General features: G+C 68.7%; 6 protein-coding genes. All 6 read right to left on the reverse strand.

Annotated features, from left to right (window positions below; all coding sequences use genetic code 11):
* Nucleotides 1-223: 223 nt before the first annotated feature.
* Complete coding sequence (locus V6M46_RS07445; RefSeq protein WP_332663391.1) at nt 224-793, reverse strand: dihydrofolate reductase family protein; 570 nt, start codon at nt 791-793, stop codon at nt 224-226.
* A 21-nt stretch (nt 794-814) separates the two neighbouring features.
* A complete protein-coding gene (locus tag V6M46_RS07450; RefSeq protein ID WP_332663393.1) occupies nt 815-2,059 on the reverse strand; it encodes a hypothetical protein in 1,245 nt (414 codons plus the stop codon).
* Nucleotides 2,056-2,424 carry a hypothetical protein gene (locus V6M46_RS07455; RefSeq protein ID WP_332663395.1) on the reverse strand — a complete coding sequence of 123 codons (369 nt, stop codon included), beginning with the start codon at nt 2,422-2,424 and terminating at the stop codon, nt 2,056-2,058. The genes V6M46_RS07450 and V6M46_RS07455 overlap by 4 nt, the downstream gene beginning before the upstream one ends.
* A complete protein-coding gene (locus tag V6M46_RS07460) occupies nt 2,421-2,612 on the reverse strand; it encodes a hypothetical protein (protein WP_332663396.1) in 192 nt (63 codons plus the stop codon). Before V6M46_RS07460 ends, V6M46_RS07455 begins: the two co-directional genes overlap by 4 nt.
* Nucleotides 2,609-4,438, reverse strand: coding sequence for a hypothetical protein (locus V6M46_RS07465; RefSeq protein WP_332663398.1), 1,830 nt, complete (start codon nt 4,436-4,438; stop codon nt 2,609-2,611). Before V6M46_RS07465 ends, V6M46_RS07460 begins: the two co-directional genes overlap by 4 nt.
* A gap of 107 nt (nt 4,439-4,545) precedes the next feature.
* A partial coding sequence (locus V6M46_RS07470) for a cold shock domain-containing protein (RefSeq protein WP_332663400.1) occupies nt 4,546-4,720 on the reverse strand: 175 nt, incomplete at its 5' end.

The raw sequence follows: 4,720 nt of genomic DNA on the forward strand, positions 1-4,720 counted from the left end.
TGGTTCATCCCGCGCTCGAGGCCGCGCCGTGCTTCCTCGTTGAAAGCAATGGTTTTTGCCATGTGTACGTTTCTCCGACTTGGTTGTCGACGTGGATGACCAGGCGATGCCCGCGACGGACGGTTGCGGCGTTGCGGCGAACCCTTCTCGCCGCGGCCCACAACCTCATCGGTCTGATCCGGTTAGCACTCTCATCATACGAGTGCTAATCAACGCCGCGCAATCAGGTGGCGTCTTTGGGGGTCACGTCGTACGTCAGCTCGGCGAACTGGCCACGTTGGAGGATCGACGTGAGCGTCAGCCGGTTGGATCGGATGTCGCGTGGGAGGAAGGGTGCGCCGGCCCCGAGCGTGACCGGGGCGATCGTCGCGGTGATGCGGTCGAGCAGGCCGGCGTCGTCGAACTGGCCGACCAGGTCACCGCCACCCATCAGCCAGATGTCTCGCTCGCCGGCCGCGGCGGTCATCGCGGCGTGCACCTCACGGACGTCGTCGCTGGTGAACGTGATGTTGGCGCCCGCGATGACCGGCAGGTCGCGGTGCGTGAAGACCCAGGTCGGCCGATCGGCGTACCACTCCTGCCACCTGGCCGGGTTGTCCACCAGCGCCTCGTGCTCGAGCAGCCACTCGTATGTCGTCGAGCCCATCGCCATCGCACCGATGCCCGCGAGGAAGTCGCCGAACGACGACTCGGCGTCGTCGGCGCCGGCCACCTCGAACAGCCAGGAGAGCGAGTTGTCGGTGGTCGCGAGGTAGCCGTCGAGGGTCGTCGCGGTGTTGTAGATCGTCGCCATGCTTCGACGCTACCGACCAGGTCAGACAGAGAACAGCAGGAACAGTCCCGTGAACGTGTAGGCCACCATCAGGAGCAGCATCGCGACCTGGCCACTGAGCCGGTGCCCCTTCGGCAGCAGCGCCAGCGCCTTGTCGTGGGCGGCGACGACCGCGAGCACGTGACCTGCGACGACGAACGTGACCTTGAGCGCGGCGAGCGTCGAGGTGTGCTCGGACAGGAAGTACGACGTCGCGGGGTCACCCCATGGCTCCCACCCCCGGCCCAGCGGGTCGATCAGGGCCAGGAAGACGGCCTGCCCCTTCTCCAGGAGGTACGTCAGGTAGTGGGCGAGGATGTAGCCGACGACGATCGGCACGAGCGAGTGCGCGAGCCGTCCCGGCAGCCGCCTGCGCTCACCAGCGCTGACTCCCCCGGTCGACCGGGCCGCCACGATGAACAGCACCGCGACGACGGCACAGAACCCGAGCAGGGTCAGCGAGTGCTGCCACACCGCCAGGGTCTTGCCCTGCCAGAACGACGACGCCGAGAAGCTGTCGTACGCCGTCGAGCCCAGCAGCGTCGCCAGCACCGCGACGAGTCCGGCGTCGACCGGAACTGACGGCAGCGTCCGCAGCGGGTTGTGCACGGCCCAGCGGCCGTCGCGGACGAACGGCGAGAGCTTCGCGATGATCGCGCTGTAGACGTCGAACGGGTCCGCGCGGTCGTACCAGCGCGGACCGAACGCGATGCCGCCGGCGATCGTGATGGCAGCGTAGACCGCGACCCAGACGCGTACGGCGTGGACCGAGCCGGGGTCCGGCGAGGCGAGCTCGAGCCACACGAAGGCGAGCAGGCCCGCGACTGCCGGCCAGTAGCCGAGCCGGCGCGGGTACGCCCAGAGGCCCGGCCCGAGGAGGGACTGGATCGTCCGCCAGGGCGAGAGGTCACGCCACACGTGGCCGGCGACGAGAGCCAACGGCACGAGGCCGACCCACACGAAGATGTAGATCGCCCCGATCCCGCCGTTGCCGGCGTCGGAGGGCCCGGCGTACAGCGCGACCAGCACCCAGGCGGTCAGCAGCAGGCCGATCACGGCGAGCCACGGGCGACGGGGTGGCTCCGCCGGCTCCGGCTCGTCCGTGAACTTCGGCTCCTTCCACGCGAGCGCCAGGACGGCGAACGAGATCGTCAGCGCCCACGAGGCACCGACCATGGCGTACAGGAACGGGATCGGCAGGTCGGTCGGCCCGCCGACGCCGTGTGCCTGCAGCCCGGCCGCGATCACGGCTCGACGACGAGCTGCACGATCGTGACGCCGAGGTGATGCGCCTCGACGGCAACCTGACCGGGGGTGTCGATCGTGAATGTCTCATCGAGCACGTGGCCCGGTCCGACCTCGAACTCGTGCTCCGGCTCGGAGTGCACGTGGATCTCTTCGTCGGCGTCCGACGTGATCCTCAGGGTCACCGGCGTGCCCGCCGTGACCTCGACCCGCTTGCCCTGCGGCGTGGCCTTGCCGTCCTTGATCACGATGTCGACCTGCGTGCCGGTCGCCTTCGGCCCTCCGTCGGTCTCGTCGGCGGCTTCTCCGGAGGCACCGCAGCCGGCCAGCACGAGGGCACCCGCCAGCAGCGCTGCAGCGATCCTCACTCGGTCTCCTTGCTGTTGTCATCGGGCTCGAAGGCCCGCTCGATGATCTCGCGCTCCTCGCGCTCCTCGCGCCGGTCCTTGCGTGCGAGGTAGAGGATCACCCCGACGACCACGACGGCCGGGATGATCGCCGGGATCGCCAGCAGCGCGGCGTGGTGCGCCAGGAGCTGGTCTCCGCCGGCGGTCATGGCGTCAGGGTAGGCGTACGGTCTCCCGGCGAGGCGGCTTCGTGCTCCTCGATGCGGCGAGCCACCCGGGCGACCGAGACCGAGATCCCGATGATGATCGCGAGGCTGCAGAGCAGGACCACCATGTTGGCCGCGCCCCAGAGCACCGGCGACGTGTCACCCTTGCGCTCCCGCTGGAGGATGTCGATCTCCGGCACGAACTCGCGGGTGAACGATGCCGAGGCCGGGACCTCCTTGACGTCGAGAGGTGCGTCGGCCGGCATGAAGATCGGCACGGCTGCGAGCGTACGACCGTCCTGCACGCGCAGCAGCGTCTTCCAGTTGCCGCCGACCGGCACGGGCTTGGTCGACTCCCACGTGTTGTCGCCCGTACGCCGGAGGCGATCCGTCACGACACCCGCTCCCCCGCCCTGCCACGCGGTGATCTGCACCCACGTCGGGTGGTCGTCGACCAGACCGGCCGGCTCGAGGGTGACCTTGGCCGTGACCTCGGGCTTGTCCGCCGTGCCGGCCTGGGTCAGCGCGAAGTCGGCCGAGGCGTCCTTGGGCACCGTGGCGTGCAACCCGTTGGCGACCGCCGCCGCGATGACCAGCACCGATGCGGTGACGATCGTCCGGCTGACCTTCTTGGCCGGCAGCCGGCCCTGCAGGCCGAGCGCGAACAGCGCACCGCACAGGCCCGATCCGATCGCGACGGGCACGGCCATGAGCAACCCCTCGAGCCACATGTCCTGGGTCCACGGGAACTGGAAGACGCGGTCGTTCCAGAGCTTCTCGATGACGAGGCCGACCGTGCCGATCAGGAGGCCGCCGAGCGCACCGAACCACAGCGGCTTGTTGCGCAGCTGCGTCAGCGCCAGCAGCTCGATCAGAACGGCGCTGCCGAGGTAGAGCGGGAACACGTGGTGCGCCTCACCGAAGAAGTCGGTGACGATGAACGAGATGATGCCGCGCATCAGCAGGAAGAACACCGCGGCGACGATCGCCGCTCCCGGGCCGACGTACAGCCGGGCCGCGACGAGCGTGATGCCGGCGGCCGCGACGATCATGAGCGGAGCGAACACCATGCGGAACTGTGCGATGCCGAAGTCGAACTCGGCCTGGAAGACCGAGAGGCCGATCAGCAGCGCCCCGAACCCGATCGACAGCGTGGCGGTCTTGATCCAGGCCGGCATCTCCTTGCCGTTCTGGCGGATCGCGAAGTCGGCCTCGCGGTGCAGCAGGATGATGCCGGCCGTGGAGAGGCCCGCACCGCCGATCAGCATCAGGTGCGTCGGGCCCCACAGCGTGACGTCCTGGCCGAACAGCCGGTGCCAGACATCGTCCAGCGGGAAGCCGATCAGGGCATAGAGGCCGCAGGCGGCGATGAAGATGCCGCTGACCGGGGCGTACCACGTGCGGGTGATGCGGACCGAGGCGATGCCCGGCTTCTCGCCGTCACGCGCGTAGACGACCGCGGACATCCCGGCGATGAACAGGGCGAAGAGCCCGTAGAGGATCAGGTAGTGCGCGGGGTTGGCCAGCGGTCCGGCGTCGCGGCCCCGCCCGGCATGCAGGCTGACGTCCCACATGAAGCCCAGCAACGCGATGATCAACGAGCTCGCGACGAACAGCGTCGGGATCGACGCCCAGCCCGGCTCCCCGGTACGCGCGCCGAGTCGCTCGCCGAGCCGTTGGAACCACTCGATGCGGTGTGTGCGGTGGGCCCAGGCGATGACCAGCAGCACGCTGGTGACGAGGCCGGCGGCGATCGAGAGGCCGATGACCTGGCTGAGCTCGGCCCCACCTGCGGGCGCGGTGACTGGTTCGGTCGCGAAGATGAACATACCGAGAGTATGTCAGCGTCTATGTGACATCGCAAGTGTCACATGTGTCCCGGGTGCGTCAGGGCATGAAAAAGCCCGGTCCCCCCGGACCGGGCTCTTTCACGGACTTACTGTCCGATGACCTCGTGGGCCTCGCGACCCTTGGGTCCGTCGACCACTTCGAACTCGACCTTCTGGCCGTCCTCGAGGGTCTTGTATCCGTCTGACGCGATCTTGGACCAATGAACGAAGACATCGTCCTGGCCCTCGACCTCGATGAAGCCGTAGCCCTTGTCAGCGTTG

The organism is Aeromicrobium sp. (assembly GCF_036676885.1).
In the GTDB taxonomy this organism is placed as follows: domain Bacteria; phylum Actinomycetota; class Actinomycetes; order Propionibacteriales; family Nocardioidaceae; genus Aeromicrobium.

Coding starts and splice junctions, on each gene's coding strand:
- V6M46_RS07460 (WP_332663396.1), bottom strand. CDS start 2,612: ATGACCGCCGGCGGAGACCAGCTCCTGGCGCACCACGCCGCGCTGCTG.
- V6M46_RS07445 (WP_332663391.1), bottom strand. CDS start 793: ATGGCGACGATCTACAACACCGCGACGACCCTCGACGGCTACCTCGCG.
- V6M46_RS07465 (WP_332663398.1), bottom strand. CDS start 4,438: ATGTTCATCTTCGCGACCGAACCAGTCACCGCGCCCGCAGGTGGGGCC.